Annotated in this window: 11 protein-coding genes and 1 tRNA gene; 7 read left to right on the top strand and 5 right to left on the bottom strand. The window is 48.5% G+C overall.

Features of this window, described 5'->3' with window-relative positions; genetic code table 11:
* The first annotated feature begins 214 nt into the window (after window positions 1–214).
* On the top strand, window positions 215–1,270 hold the full coding sequence (locus LO777_RS11985; protein WP_228854130.1) for an IS110 family RNA-guided transposase: 1,056 nt from the start codon (window positions 215–217) through the stop codon (window positions 1,268–1,270).
* A 484-nt stretch (window positions 1,271–1,754) separates the two neighbouring features.
* Here the strand turns inward: LO777_RS11985 and LO777_RS11990 are convergent, their stop codons facing one another.
* The 3 genes from LO777_RS11990 to rnc are packed head-to-tail and all read right to left on the bottom strand — an operon-like array spanning window position 1,755 to window position 5,448.
* Window positions 1,755–3,725 carry an ABC-F family ATP-binding cassette domain-containing protein gene (locus LO777_RS11990; RefSeq protein ID WP_228854131.1) on the bottom strand — a complete coding sequence of 657 codons (1,971 nt, stop codon included), beginning with the start codon at window positions 3,723–3,725 and terminating at the stop codon, window positions 1,755–1,757.
* Window positions 3,709–4,716 (bottom strand): elongator complex protein 3, encoded by a 1,008-nt coding sequence (locus LO777_RS11995; RefSeq protein WP_228854132.1) that lies wholly within the window; start codon window positions 4,714–4,716, stop codon window positions 3,709–3,711. Before LO777_RS11995 ends, LO777_RS11990 begins: the two co-directional genes overlap by 17 nt.
* Window positions 4,717–5,448 carry a ribonuclease III gene (gene rnc / locus LO777_RS12000; RefSeq protein ID WP_228854133.1) on the bottom strand — a complete coding sequence of 244 codons (732 nt, stop codon included), beginning with the start codon at window positions 5,446–5,448 and terminating at the stop codon, window positions 4,717–4,719.
* A 62-nt stretch (window positions 5,449–5,510) separates the two neighbouring features.
* Between rnc and LO777_RS12005 the strand changes: the two genes are divergently transcribed.
* A tRNA-Cys gene (locus LO777_RS12005) sits at window positions 5,511–5,586 on the top strand.
* Between the two features lie 467 nt (window positions 5,587–6,053).
* Window positions 6,054–6,527, top strand: a complete 474-nt coding sequence (locus LO777_RS12010; RefSeq protein ID WP_228854134.1) for a DUF3795 domain-containing protein — start codon at window positions 6,054–6,056, stop codon at window positions 6,525–6,527.
* A 146-nt stretch (window positions 6,528–6,673) separates the two neighbouring features.
* On the opposite strand, the gene LO777_RS12015 is transcribed toward LO777_RS12010, so the two are convergent.
* Both LO777_RS12015 and LO777_RS12020 read right to left on the bottom strand, forming a co-directional pair.
* Window positions 6,674–7,342: a PEP-CTERM sorting domain-containing protein gene (locus LO777_RS12015; RefSeq protein ID WP_228854135.1), complete on the bottom strand. Its 669-nt coding sequence runs from the start codon at window positions 7,340–7,342 to the stop codon at window positions 6,674–6,676.
* A gap of 293 nt (window positions 7,343–7,635) precedes the next feature.
* Window positions 7,636–10,080, bottom strand: coding sequence for a glycogen/starch/alpha-glucan phosphorylase (locus LO777_RS12020; protein WP_407929144.1), 2,445 nt, complete (start codon window positions 10,078–10,080; stop codon window positions 7,636–7,638).
* A gap of 304 nt (window positions 10,081–10,384) precedes the next feature.
* On the opposite strand from LO777_RS12020, the gene LO777_RS12025 reads away from it, so the two are divergent.
* Genes LO777_RS12025 through metW form a run of 4 tightly spaced genes read left to right on the top strand, consistent with a single transcriptional unit; the run spans window position 10,385 to window position 14,034 of the window.
* Window positions 10,385–11,014, top strand: coding sequence for a tetratricopeptide repeat protein (locus LO777_RS12025; protein WP_228854137.1), 630 nt, complete (start codon window positions 10,385–10,387; stop codon window positions 11,012–11,014).
* The gene (locus tag LO777_RS12030) at window positions 11,011–12,288 is read left to right on the top strand and encodes an O-acetylhomoserine aminocarboxypropyltransferase/cysteine synthase family protein (protein WP_228854138.1); all 1,278 of its coding nucleotides are present in this window, start codon (window positions 11,011–11,013) and stop codon (window positions 12,286–12,288) included. The genes LO777_RS12025 and LO777_RS12030 overlap by 4 nt, the downstream gene beginning before the upstream one ends.
* Window positions 12,288–13,424, top strand: a complete 1,137-nt coding sequence (metX, locus tag LO777_RS12035; protein WP_407929145.1) for a homoserine O-acetyltransferase MetX — start codon at window positions 12,288–12,290, stop codon at window positions 13,422–13,424. The genes LO777_RS12030 and metX overlap by 1 nt, the downstream gene beginning before the upstream one ends.
* On the top strand, window positions 13,411–14,034 hold the full coding sequence (metW, locus tag LO777_RS12040) for a methionine biosynthesis protein MetW (protein WP_228854140.1): 624 nt from the start codon (window positions 13,411–13,413) through the stop codon (window positions 14,032–14,034). The genes metX and metW overlap by 14 nt, the downstream gene beginning before the upstream one ends.
* Window positions 14,035–14,036 lie beyond the last annotated feature (2 nt).

Here is a 14,036-nt window from a genome sequence, read left to right on the forward strand (position 1 = left end):
GCCACGCCTTGTATATCGAAGTTTTTCCAGAGTCCACCTGGGAACGTTGAACGACTTTTTACGAGATCATCATTATTTACTGTTGAAAATTTTGAAGCTGACGCCGCCTGAACTGATGAGGTAAAATGAGAAGGCTGGTTCTCCCGAGCTATGTTATAGAACATGCTCAACCATAAAACGCAGTCATGATGCTGCAAAAAAAGGAGAACCAGCCATGAACAGTATAACAATTGGAATGGATTTAGGCGATAAAACAAATTTTGTTTGTATTGTGGGTGACAGAGGTACCATCCTGCTGAGTAAATTTATAGACAACAATGTAGAATCCATAAGAAAATTTTTTAGGAAATATAAAAGAACTACGGTCGCTATTGAAGCGGGAACTCATTCCCCATGGATGAGTAGACTCCTGAGCTCCATGGGCTGCAATGTTTTAGTGGGGAACCCAAGAAAACTACGTGCAATATGGGAGAGTGATTGTAAGACAGATCAGCGAGATGCTGAAATGCTTGCAAGGATAGCACGATTCGATCCCAATTTGCTTTATCCGATACAACATAAAGGTGAACAGGTACAAGCGGATCTTGCACTATTGCACTCAAGAGATTTATTGGTGAGAACCCGCTCCAGTCAGATTAATCATGTTCGTGGCATTGTAAAATCCTTTGGTGAGCGGTTACCAAGTTGTAGCACAGAATGTTTTCATAAAAAGGCTATATCCCATATTCCTCAACAGTTGCAGCTTGGCCTTGGACCTGTACTGATACTCATTGCACAGCTTAACAAACAAATTAAAGCTTTGGATAAAGAAATCGAGAGTATTAGCAGTGAGCGGTATCCTGAGACAGAGTTGCTCAGGCGAGTGAAAGGAGTCGGTCCTATAACAGCTCTGGCATTTGTGTTGACGGTTGAAGATCCTGGTAGATTTGGAAAAAGCAGACAGATTGGCCCATATCTCGGGCTGACACCTCGTCGCGATCAATCTGGAGAGACAGATAAACAGCTTCGAATAACCAAAGCTGGCAGTCCGTTTTTACGAAAGCTATTGATAAATTCGGCGCAATATATTCTTGGCCCATTTGGAGAGGACTGTAACCTGCAACGTTTTGGTTTACGTCTGGCATCTAGAGGCGGGAAAAATGCAAGACGTAAAGCTGTAGTGGCAGTGGGAAGGAAACTAGCAATACTCCTACATCGTCTGTGGAAATATGGAGAAATATATGACCCGGTTTACAAACGTAACGTTTTATCAAGAAGAAAGGCAGCATGAGTTACATAGTCTCACTGCACCTGTCAAGGACAATGTTCCCCAGGAACCGTAAGTACCCGGTAATACATACTGTGACACTTAAAATGAACTTGGTGAGTATATTTATAGAGGAACATTCTCCTTGACAGCTTTGTTCGTTATGTACAACCGGTAACTGTGAAAAGGGGAAAAATGATTTTCCCTTTTTATAAGCAACGTAAAATGAGTGGAGACTTTCAAGTCATTTTGAAAATAAAGCCCTGAATAAAGAACGTCCCGTCCGGAAGACTGCGTGAATTTCTCTGGTCTGTCATATGCCAATGACAATTTTTAAGACCGATGATGAGGTGGCAGCTCCAGGACGGACCCTACAATGCACCGAACTTTTTGGCAGAGGTTCATAAATGAGTGCGAATGGAAGCATGACGTTTCAGGGATTATTTAAAAAATGGTTCGCCACGTCGAACTTATATCTTGACAAGCCTTCTCATGGAAGAAATGCGGGTTAACCAGTGCCCAGCTCCCGGTCGATCTCATCAATCTTCTCCTGGGCCGTTTCCCATCGCTCATACCAGCGGTCCAGGCGACGCTTGCAGGCCTCATACTCCCGACCCGCCTCGGCCCAGCCGTTTTCATCCGAATAGAGTCCGGGATCGGCCATGCGCTCTTCCAACGCCTGTTTTTCCGCCTCCAGTTTTTCCACCTCTTTTTCGGCTTCCGCCACCTTTTTCAGCCAGGGACCGGCCTTTCTGCTGCGCTTTTGTCTGCGCTCCGCCTCAATTCGCTTTTTCTCTTTTCTGGATTCCTTTGACTCATCCGTTTTTTTCCGCCTGCCACCCTTGTCCTCCCTGCTTTCTTCTGCCGCCTGTTCCTCCTCCCTGCGCCGCAGGTATTCGGAAACATTTCCCTCGTAGAGAACCATTCCACCATCTTTTACCTCCAGCACCTTATTTACAAAGCTGTCGAGAAAATATCGGTTATGGGAAACGACGATAATAGTACCGTCATACTGGGCCATGGCCTCCTGCAGCACCTCCTGAGAACTCATGTCCAGGTGATTGGTCGGTTCATCCAGCAGCATACAGTTTGCCGGGGTGGCGATCATCCGGGCCAGGGCAAGGCGGCTTTTTTCTCCCCCGGAAAGCACCGCCACCTTCTTGTCCACATCATCGCCCCGGAAGAGAAAAGCGCCAAGCAGGGAACGCGTGCGGGTGATGGTCATCTCTTCACCCCCAAGGGTCATGGTCTCAAGGACGGTGAGCTCAGGAGACAGTTCCCGTGCCTGGTGCTGGCCGAAATAGGACATTTTCACGTTTGCCCCCAGCTTCAATCTGCCGCTGTCCGGCTCAGTTTCTCCGGCCAGAATCTTCATAAAGGTCGACTTTCCGGCACCGTTCACTCCAACCACAGCCACCTTGTCACCACGGTTAAGCAGCATCTCCACCCTGGAAAAGACAGTCTTTCCGCTATAACTTTTACTTAAATTTTCAATCAACAGCACATCCCGACCTGAATGAGGCGCTGGAGGAAAGGTGAATTTTATCTGCTGCTCATCACTTTCCAGTTCAATCAACTCCATCTTCTCCAACTGCTTCACCCGACTCTGTACCTGTTTTGCCTTGGTGGACTTGGCCCGAAAGCGCTCAACAAAACGCATGGTCTGGCGAATCTTTGCCTGCTGGTTGTCGTAGGCGTTTTTTGTAATACTCCGGCGCTCGGCCTTTTCCCTTACGTAGTAACTGTAATTACCCTTGTACACATCCAGGCGACCCAGGGTAATCTCCCATGTATATTCAGTAATCTTATCGAGAAACATCCTGTCATGGGAAATAATGACCATGGCCCCTTTGTAATTTCGCAGAAACTGCTCCACCCATGTGAGGGACTCAAGATCAAGGTGATTGGTCGGTTCATCCAGCAGCAGAAGGGAGGGCGCTTCCAAAAGCATCTTGGCCAGCTTCACCCGCATCTGCCAGCCACCGGAGAAAGCGGCCACCGGCTTTCCCAGATCCTCCGTAGAGAACCCAAGCCCCTGAAGCACTTTTTCTATCCTGCCGCGGATTGTATATATATCGCTGTCATCAAGGCGGTGCTGAATCTCCCCCTGCCGTTTGAGCAGTACCTGGAAATCATCTGATTCCGGCGATATTTTGCTCATCTTCTCATGGAGCTGTTCAACCTCTTCCTGCAAAGCCAGCAGGGAAGCAAAGGCACTCTTCGCCTCTTCATAGAGGGATCTTTCAGACACCAGATCATCAGATTCCTGGGCCAGGTAACCAACGGTAAAATGCTTTGAGCGGCTGATCACCCCGTCATCGGTTGCTGAAACACCCGCCATAAATTTTAAAAGGGTCGATTTGCCGGCTCCGTTCACTCCCACGAGACCAATACGATTACCGCTGTGCACCTGCACCGATACATTTTTAAAGAGATGTTTCTTGCCATACCTCAAGTCCAGATTATTTACTGACAACATATCTGATACTGCCTCGCTGCAAAGTTTTATCTACTGTAATCGTAAAGCGGCCGCCAAAACCGAGCTGCTCAAGCCGTTTTATATTTTGACGACGTCTGCCGACAATCTGGGACATGTCCCGATGGGACACTGTTATTTCCAGGCTTTCACCTGCTGCCAGCCGAAAAAGTCTCTCCCGCATTTCCCGATAATGAAGCCGTGACCTGACCAGCTCCCCGAAAGCAGGATGATGCGGCCCGGCCACCATACTTTTACGTAATGACTCGGACGGCTGCAACCCCATGCGTATCACGGGGATACCCGCTTCTTCCAACTGACTGCAGGCGAGTGCAGACAGCGCTATGGCCCGGTTCAGAGACAGGGGACGAAATTCTCCCCTGTTATAGAGCAGCTCAAGCCCGGAACCCTTCACCACCACAACCGGGTAGAGACGGACAAATCCAGGTCGCAGATTCCGCACCCTGGCAATCCCACGGAGAAAGGTGGCAGTGGTCTCCCCCGGCAGACCAACCATAAGCTGAATGCCGATTTCCATTCCACCCTCCCGTAGTACCTCCACGGCAGTCAGGATGGAGCGAACATCATGCCCACGGCGGGATATTTTCAAGACCCTGTCATCAAGGGACTGAGCCCCCAGCTCCACAGTCTTGACCCCATGACGGGACAACATCAGGCAGATTTGCTTATCAAGACAATCAGGGCGGGTGGAAAGCCGGATGGAATGAACTTCTCCCGACTCAAAAAAGGGGCGGACCGCAATCAGCATACGTTCCTGTTCACGGAGAGGGAGACAGGTAAAAGAGCCGCCATAAAAGGCTACCTGCACCCTGTCATTCTGCCGACAACGACTGAGCCATTCCCGAACAGTTCCTGCAATTTCCTCTGCCGAATGACGATTGTCAGCCTCCCCCGTAATTGATCGCTGATTACAGAAAAGACACTGGTGGGAACAACCCAGGTGGGGAATAAAAACCGGTATTACCAGGGACATTTACAGGGAACCATCCTGCAGCTTTTTAAGGGCGGCCGCTGCGGCGCGCTGTTCCGCCTCCTTTTTGGAACCGGCCTGGCCCAAACCCAGGACATCTCCTCTAAAGTCGGCGGCTATGGTGAAAATCTTCTGGTGGGAAGGCCCTTCCTCCGCCTCCACTCTATACTGGGGAGCCTCGTTATACCTTTCCTGGAGAACCTCCTGGAGCCTGCTCTTGGCATCGGCAACCAGCATATCTTCTTTTTTTTCTTCAATGGCCGGAACAAAATATTTCTCCACAAGTTCCCTGACCGTTTCATAACCGCCATCCTCAAAAACGGCCCCTATTACCGCTTCATAACCACAGGAGAGGATGGACGACTTATTCCTGCCGTTGGAGGCATCTTCCCCCTTTCCCAGTGAAAGGAAATCCCCGAGACTGACATTTCTTGCCATTTCCGCAAGATGTGATTCATTCACCAGGGCCGAGCGAAGGCGTGTCAACTCCCCTTCCCGCATCTTCGGATATTTTTTATAGAGAAGATTGCCCACAACCAGGTCGAGCACGGCATCTCCCAGGAACTCCAGGGTCTGGTTGTCCTGTCCGGCCCTGCCCCGCTCAAAGGCATAGGACGAGTGGACCAGTGCCCGCTGTAGAAGACGTAAATCCGTGAACCGGTACTCAATTATCTTTTCAAACCTGCTCAACTCTTCCTTGTTCCTGCGAACAAGTGAATCAATACCCAAACCCATTTTTTAAATATTTCCCTTGTCAAAAACTAAAACTGTGGTATAAAGATTGCCGCAACATCTTCGGCGGCGTAGCCAAGTGGCTAAGGCAGTGGTCTGCAAAACCATTATTCATCGGTTCGACTCCGATCGCCGCCTCCAGCAATTTCAAAGGGATTACAGATTATCATAATTTGTAATCCCTTTTTTTTATCTAAAAATCCCATAGCAAAAGGTTTTTTTGCCGTAGTCGGATTTTCAATACTCTGTTGTAGCCGAGCTTTAAGGTCCGGCTACGCCGGTTTATTTGAAAATCCCGCCACCAGAGGTTATTCTGTCGCCAACCTCGTGGACCTGTAAATACCGCATATCACAGTACAGGTCAAGGTGGATCATAATTCTCCCTCATATATGCGGGGATACTGTAAGGGTTAAGCCCCTTTTCTCTTTCCGGGAAAACCTTCAGCAATTCACAGAGAAAAACAGTATAATAATAAAATTCCATTCAATTTTCTTTCAGATATCTGCAACACACCTGATAAGACAAGCAAATTCTCAGGCTCACAAAAAGGTTGAGTTTCGTACGTAATTCGCTTTTAAAAAGGTATATGCCAATCAAGGTAATTCAGATGAAAATTAACCCAGCTCATATCTCCCCTTGTGGGCTTTATTGTGGAGTTTGCGGCATCTATCATGCCACCCGGGAAAACAACCTGCGATTCCTGAAAGTACTTTTAAGAATGTACAAATCAATTCTCCCGGGAACAGAAGGTTACACGATAGATGACCTCCGCTGTGACGGTTGCCATGCCGAAAGAAGATCTTTTACCTGTAGATCATGTGCAGTTCGAGATTGTACAGAGAAAAAACAATATGATGGATGCCACGAATGCAATTCCTTTCCATGTTCACTCATTATCAATTTTCCTGTAAAAACGGGGAGAAAAGTAATATTACGAACTATACCTTACCGTCGGGAACATGGAACGGAGAAATGGATCAGGGATGAAGAAAAACGGTATTTCTGTCCTGGATGCAACAGCAGATTGTTTCGCGGAATAACTCGTTGTAATAAGTGCCGGGAATCCGTCAATCTTGATTGAGCAAAGACCCACGGCGCGGAGAGGAGGTCGGCCAATTTGCCGATTGCAGAATTCAGGTATAAATATCACAGAAAAGCCCTGCACGATGCACAGGGCTTCTAATATTTTTATATATAATTTTCCAGCTTATGCCTGCCTTGAAAAAATTATTTCTTCCTTTTCATCTTTCCTGCCATGCCGGCCAAACCCAGCAGACCAGCACCAAAAAGAAGTAGAGTAGTCGGCTCTGGAACAGGCGATGCATTATTATCGGTATATATTTTAACGTTATCAATACCCCAGGATTCATCCGTCAAACTCTGCAGATGACGACCGTAAAAATCCAATGTCAGGGTAGAGCTGAAATGATCGAAGCTGAACCCGTCATTAAAATTTTTATACAGGGCATCCTCCCATCTTCGATTACCCCCGAAATAACCTGTGAGATCAGGAGTAGTATCCGGGTTCGTTGAAGAAGCACCGGAACCGGGTCTGCTGAATGTATACTCATATACCCTTGTGTTATCGGCAGTAAGTCCCTGAAAGTCTCTACCCCATCTTGTATTGTCACCATCCCAGCTATCCCAGAGAATCAAATCAAAAGAGACTGTAACAGTGGAATGGGCTCCAATACCCGTCAGGTTCAGTGTAGCTGTATCATTTCCGAATCTGCCAAGAAAGGTCGTTGTATCATTATCGTAACTTGTCGCTGTTGTTGACCACTCTGAACCGATTGCGCCTTCAAAATCGTTAGAATAAATAAGGGTTGCCTGAGCCTGGATAGAAAACAGGACAACCGCTGAAATTATAATCCCCAGGTTAAATATTGATTTCATTTCTTATGACTCCTGTTTATTGATAATCTTTCCCATTTATTTGCAGTTACCATGCCAACAGAAGTAATTTTCAGGTAATGATTCAAAAAAGACATTTTATATCAAGATGATACCAAGTTATACTAAATTTTTTAAATTAAAATACCCCTCACTTTTCCTTATTTTTTCCTCTTAAACAGGTAATCGATAACAAAATCGTTCTACCGATGACAAAAACAGTCATCAAGGTGACAAAAAAGGACACACGAAACCAGGCGTTTCAGGTATCTGCACTTTTTTCTCTCTTTTCTCATTTATCCCACCGGAATACCCCAAATCTCCTCAGCATATTCCTTTATTGTACGATCGGTAGAGAATTTACCCATACGGGCCACATTGAGGATGGCGGTTCTGGTCCAGTTTTCCTGGTCCAGATAGGCCCGGTTTACCCGTTTCTGGCAGTCAATATACGACTCGAGATCAAGGAGGAGCAGATACGGATCATGCTTATCCATCAGGCTGTCCACCAGTGGCTTAAAGAGATCCTTGTTACCGTCGCTGAAGGAACCATCGCCAATTGACTCAATGATTTCGGCAATTTCTCCGTTCTTCCTGCATATCTGCCAGGGTGTTCTGGAAGCGTTTTTTCTTTCATACTCCGCCTCTTCCGCCGTCATGCCAAAGATAAAAATATTTTCTTTGCCCACCTCTTCCCTTATTTCAATATTTGCGCCGTCCAGGGTGCCTATTGTCAGGGCACCGTTGAGGGAGAACTTCATATTGCCGGTTCCAGAGGCCTCTGTTCCAGCTGTGGAGATCTGCTCGGAAAGGTCTGCGGCCACCATGATGATTTCCGCCTGGGAGACATTGTAATTGGGCAGAAAAACCACCTTCAACCTGTCTTTTACCCGGGGATCATTATTAACCACGTCAGCGATGGAAGTGATCAGCTTGATGATCAACTTTGCCCGCCAGTATGAAGGCGCCGCCTTACCGGCAAAAACTGCGGTTCTCGGTACCATGTCATCAGCCTCGCCACGAACAATACGATGGTAGAGGTAGATCAGGTGGAGGGCGTTTAAAAGCTGGCGTTTATATTCGTGGATCCGTTTAACCTGGATATCAAACATGGTATCAGGGCTGACGGTTACCCCTACAGTTTTTTTGATATAATCCGCCAACCGCTTCTTATTATTGAATTTGATCCGCTGCCAACTTTGCCGAAACTCCGTATCTTCCACAAAGGATTCCAGGCCGCGAAGCTGATCGAGATCGGTGATCCAACCAAAACCGATCCTCCCACTGATAAGATCCGCCAGTTCCGGATTGACATCAAGCAACCAGCGCCGGGGAGTGATGCCATTTGTTTTGGAATTGAACCGTCCCGGAAAGAACTCGTGGAAATCGGGAAAAATCCGCTCTTTTAAAAGCTTTGAATGAAGTTCGGCGACCCCGTTTACTGAATGACTGCCGATAATTGCCAGGTGGGCCATGCGCACCATCTTCACCGGCCCCTCCTCGATAATGGACAGATCCCGCAGTTTTCTTACATTGCCTGGATATCTTTGCGCCAGTTCATCCAGAAAACGCTGGTTAATTTCGTAAATAATCTGAAGATGACGGGGAAGCACCCTGCCCATCATCTCCACACTCCAGCGCTCCAATGCTTCGGGCATAAGAGTATGATTGGTATAGGCGAAGGTATTGACGCAGATATGCCACGCCTCTTCCCAGCTGAGTCCCTCAAGATCCAGCAGAATGCGCATCAGCTCCGGAATGGCAATGGCCGGGTGGGTATCGTTGAGCTGCACAGCCACCCGATCCGTGAACTGGTCAAAGCTGTCGTGTTTCTTTTTATAGCGCCGCATGATGTCCTGGAAGGTGGCGGCAACAAAGAAATACTGCTGTTTCAGCCGCAGTTCCTGGCCGGCGTAATTATGATCCGGCGGATAGAGAACCTTTGAGATTGTCTCGGAGCTGACCTTGGATTCAACAGCACCAATGTAGTCCCCTTTGCTGAAATCGGTCAGATCGAGCTCCCTGGATGACTGGGCCGACCAGAGACGCATATTGATGACATGATCATTCCGGTAGCCGGGCACCATGATATCCGAAGCTCGTGCCTTCACATCCTTTGTGTTCACCCATTTAGCCCTATAATTACCGTTTTCATCGACATAACCGGTGACATTACCAAAAAACTGCACGTTAAAAAGGGGCAGGGAACGTTCAAACTCCCAGGGAGTCCCGTCAAACAGCCAGTTATCCGGCCCCTCCACCTGGTAACCGTCCACAAGCTGCTGAAAGAAAAGGCCGTATTCGTAACGGATCCCGTACCCGTAGGCGGGAATCTTCAGGGTGGCGATGGAATCCATAAAACAGGCGGCAAGGCGTCCGAGACCGCCGTTTCCCAGGGCCGCGTCTTCCTCCTGGTTCCGAATCTCCTCCATATCAAAACCCAACTCCTCCACCGCTTTTTTCGCGGCATCGAGAATACCGAGATTGGTCATACTGTTGCCGAGACTCCGACCTATAAGAAATTCAAGGGAAAGATAGTACACCCGTTTTTTCTGCTTGGCATAGAAGGTTTTCTGAGTAGAAATCCATTTCTCCACCATGATGTCACGCATGGTATAGGCCAGGGCCTTATAAACGTCCCGTGCTCCGGACCGCTCAGGATCACGCCCCTGGAAACTCATCAGATGGTGAATGATATTTTCCTTGATGGCCTGCACGGTTGTGGAAAAATAGTTTTCCATAACGTCGTTCCCTTCATGTCCGGTCTGTGACCTGACCTTTTCCAATACCTTCATTTTTACTCCTCCCGGGGAGATTCTCAAAAACCAACTGTTTATTATTCCACTGTCTACCGTTTAATCCCCTGGACAAACAGGCAGTACAGACATATTTTTCATTTTATCACATGGATAAATACTCCTGGTACCCTGTTTCCACACTAAGCCGCTTTTTTTGTTGAAGCAAGCACCACAATGTAGTATTTACACTGCATGTTTTTAACTTTTCATCTCAATAATCAAGACAAAGACATCATTGGAGATATGCATGGGAGCAGGCAACACTGAAAACAAAAAACAAAAAACAAAAAATACCTCACCTGTTACATACCTTGTAATTTTTATCCTCGGTTTTCTGACGGGTGTCGGATTCACCGTCTACAAGACTGGCAGTACAGACAAACATTCAGGCACTGCAACAAGCAGCCAGAACAGCCAGGACAACGAAGCACACCAGGCCATCCTCAGTATGGAGGCGGAAGTTACCGCCAATCCTGAAGACTACCAGGCCTGGCGGCAACTCGGCAATCTCTATTATGATCACGATCTTCCCAAGAAGGCAATCGGGGCGTATACAAAATCCATTGAACTCCATGGGGGAGATGCCAATCTCCTCACCGACCTCGGAGTCATGTACAGGAGAAACAAGGAGCCGGAAAAGGCCATTGCCTCTTTTCAGAAAGCTATCCAGGTCGACAGCACCCATGAGCAGTCACGATTCAACATGGGTATTGTCTATATGTATGATTTGAATGATCCGGAAAAGGCATTTGCAAGCTGGCGGGAACTGCTCAAAATCAACCCGGAGGCAAGAGCCGCCAACGGCGATCTTGTAAAGGATATTATGGCACAGGTGAAAGCACAGCTCACAGAACAACAGGGGGAGAATAAAAAATGAGATTCGAGACAGAAGCCATCCACGCAGGACAGACAGTTGACGAACAGACCCTTTCCCGTGCGGTTCCCATATACCGGACAAGCGCCTATCTCTTTAAAAATACCGAACACGCCGCAAATCTCTTTGCCCTGAAAGAGCTTGGAAATATCTATACCCGCCTCGGCAACCCCACCCAGGACATTCTCGAACAGCGCATGGCTGCCCTGGAAGGCGGTGCCGCAGCCCTGGCCCTTTCATCAGGTACTGCAGCTATCTATTATACACTCATCAACATTTGTGAGCAGGGAGACGAGGTGGTCTCCGCCAATACTCTTTATGGCGGCACCTATTCCCAGTTTGATTCCATTCTGCCAAAATTCGGCATTACTGTACATATGGTTGACCCATCCAGGCCCGATAATTTCCGAAAGGCCATCAACGACAGAACCAGGGCAATCTACTGCGAAACCCTCGGGAATCCGGCTCTGAACATGATTGACCTTGAAGCATTGGCAAAGATTGCGCAAGAATATCATCTCCCCCTGATTGTCGATTCCACCTTCACGCCACCCTGCCTTCTGCGCCCCTTCGAATATGGTGCGGATATCGTCATCCACTCCCTGACCAAATGGATCGGCGGACACGGTACATCCATCGGCGGGATCGTTGTTGACGGTGGAAAATTTGACTGGACCGACCCGAAGTTCACCCTGTTCAACGAACCGGACGAATCTTACCATGGCCTGCGCTACAGCCGTGACCTGGGTGATCTCAACCCGGTGGCCTTTGCCCTGCGGATGCGCCTGGTTCCCTTGCGAAACCTCGGTGCCTGCATCTCTCCCGACAACTGCTGGGCCTTTCTCCAAGGCATGGAAACCCTCAGTCTGAGGATGGAACGTCACTCTGAAAATGCATTGAAAACAGCCGAATTTCTGAACAGTCATCCCGCGGTGGAATGGGTCCACTACCCAGGTCTACCTGAGTGTCCATCCCATGAACTTGCCGTAAAATACCTGAAAAACGGCTTCGGCGGCATGGTAGTTTTCGGCATCAAAGGCGGTCTTGAGGCGGGCAGGAGATTTATCGATTCCCTGCAGCTCATCTCCCACCTGGCCAACGTGGGGGATGCAAAAAGCCTGGCTATTCATCCGGCATCAACAACCCACTCCCAGCTTTCCCCCGACCAGTTGAAAACAGGCGGGATCGATGAATCCATGGTTCGCCTCTCCATTGGCATAGAGCATATTGATGATATTACAGCAGATCTTGAACAGGCCCTGAAAAAAACAGCATGATGGAAGCAAAAAAAGACAGACAGTTTTATACCTATGCTTTTCCACCCGAAAAAATGATCCTTGAAAGCGGAGCGGAGTTGGGTCCGGTAACCGTGGCCTATGAAACATGGGGGAATCTGACAGAAAAAAAAGATAATGCCATCCTCCTCGCCCACGCCTTTACCGGTGACTCCCATGTCACGGAAAACCTGAAAAAAGGCGAGGAGGACAAACAGGTCAGACCCGGCTGGTGGGAGTTCATGGTCGGGCCGGGCAAGGGCATTGACACTGATAAATATTTTGTTATCTGCGCAAATATCCTGGGAAGCTGCATGGGTTCCACCGGCCCCGGTTCCCCTGCCCCGGACACGGGAAAACCCTACGGACTTGATTTCCCCATGGTCACCATCGGCGACATGGTCGACACCCAGAAAGCACTTCTTGACCACCTGGGTATACAGCAACTTCACGCGGTTATCGGTGGTTCAGTGGGTGGAATGCAGGTGCTGGAATGGTCTGTACGCTATCCTGAAATGGTGCGATGTGCCGTCCCCATTGCCACAACCATGCGTCATTCGGCCCTGGCCATCGCTTTTAATGAGATAGCCAGACAGTCAATCATGGCAGACCCGAACTGGAATAACGGCAACTACTACGACACCGGCAAAAAACCGGACATGGGTCTGGCCGTTGCCCGGATGATCGGCCATGTAACCTACCTTTCAGACGAGGCCATGAGACGTAAGTTCGGCAGGCGGCTGCAGGACAAGGAGACCTTCTCCTTCGGCTTCGACGTGGACTTTCAGGTGGAAAGCTACCTGCGCCATCAGGGAAATAAATTCGTGGCCAGATTTGATGCAAACTCACTGCTGTATATCACCAAGGCAGCTGATTACTTTGATGTGGTGGCCAGAATGAATCACTCCGGCCCGGTCAACAACAGGGATCAAAATATTATAAAATATCTTGTAATATCTTACACATCTGACTGGCTTTACCCCACATACCAGGCAAAAGAGCTGATAAGAACCTTAAAACGCTCGGGCCAGGATGTGAGTTTTTGCGAAATAGAGGCAGACTGCGGTCACGACGCCTTTCTTATTCCCGATGAAAGACTGACACATCTGATAGGAGGGTTCCTCGATGGGGTTGACTGAAAATATCCGTTTTGATCTGCAGATCATCGGCTCCATCATCAGACCCGGGAGCAAGGTGCTTGACCTCGGTTGCGGCAATGGAGATCTGCTGGCCTGGCTGGAAAAAAACAAGAACATTCGCGGAACGGGAATTGAACAGAACGAAGAACGGGCCGCCTGCTGCATCGCCCGCGGCCTCAGCGTCCTCCAGGGCGACCTCAATGAAGAGGTGGATGATTACCCGGACTGCAGTTTTGATTATGTCATCCTCAGCCAGACCCTGCAGCAGGTCTTTGAACCGGCAAAACTGCTCCACTCCCTGGCCCGGATTGGCGGCAAGGTCATCGTCAGCTTTCCAAATTTCAGCCACTATTCCATCAGGGCCCAGCTTTTTTTCAAGGGGATTGCCCCCAGAAGTGACCAACTTCCCTACTCCTGGTATGACTCTCCCAATATTCGGGTCATCACACTCAAGGATTTCAGGAAGTTTTCCAGGGACGTCGGCTATACCATCGTCCGGGAAACTGCCATTAACACCAACCCGCAGAACCATATGGGCCATGTCGTCCGGTTTCTGACCGATTTACGGGCAACATACGGTATTTTTGTGATCGAAAAACAACACGAGTAAAA

This window comes from Desulfomarina profundi (assembly GCF_019703855.1).
GTDB classification, from domain to species: domain Bacteria; phylum Desulfobacterota; class Desulfobulbia; order Desulfobulbales; family Desulfocapsaceae; genus Desulfomarina; species Desulfomarina profundi.